A 561-nucleotide genomic window follows, 5' to 3' on the forward strand; every position below is an offset into this window, starting at 1 on the left:
GAGCCGTCGTCAGCGTGAAGGCGGGCGTACGGGGCAGATCCAGCATCTTGTAGTCAGGGTGGAAGGCGGTGAAATGCAAGGGCACGTCAGGTCCTAGCCTTGTCATCACCCATTCGCTCAGCTTTTTCACCTCCTCCGGGCTGTCATTGTGACCCGGGATCAGCAGCGTTGCGATCTCGACCCAGACCTTCGTCTTGTGTTTCAGATACTCGAGCGTCTCGAGGACGGCGCCGAGATGGCCGGTGCACAGCCGCTTGTAGAACGCCTCGGTGAACGCCTTGAGGTCGACATTGGCGGCGTCCATGAAGGTGTAAAGCTCCTCCCGCGCCGCCGCGTCAATGTAGCCCGCTGTGACCGCCACGTTCTTGATCCCGCGCCGGCGCGCCACCCTTGCAACATCCACGGCATATTCCAGGAAGATGACCGGGTCATTGTAGGTGTAGGCGATGGAGCGCGAGCCCGTGGCAATCGCGGCCTCGACAATATCTTCCGGCGAGGCTGCGTCCTGGAGCCGGTCGAGCTCTCGCGCTTTGGAGATGTCCCAGTTCTGGCAGAATTTGC

The 561-nt window shown here is 61.3% G+C and carries 1 protein-coding gene; it reads right to left on the reverse strand.

The window, feature by feature from the left end:
• The coding region (gene amrS / locus GWG65_RS40285; RefSeq protein ID WP_275200931.1) for an AmmeMemoRadiSam system radical SAM enzyme at positions 1–561 on the reverse strand (561 nt) is incomplete at both ends.

The organism is Bradyrhizobium sp. CSA207 (assembly GCF_029051685.1).
Taxonomy (GTDB): Bacteria; Pseudomonadota; Alphaproteobacteria; order Rhizobiales; family Xanthobacteraceae; genus Bradyrhizobium.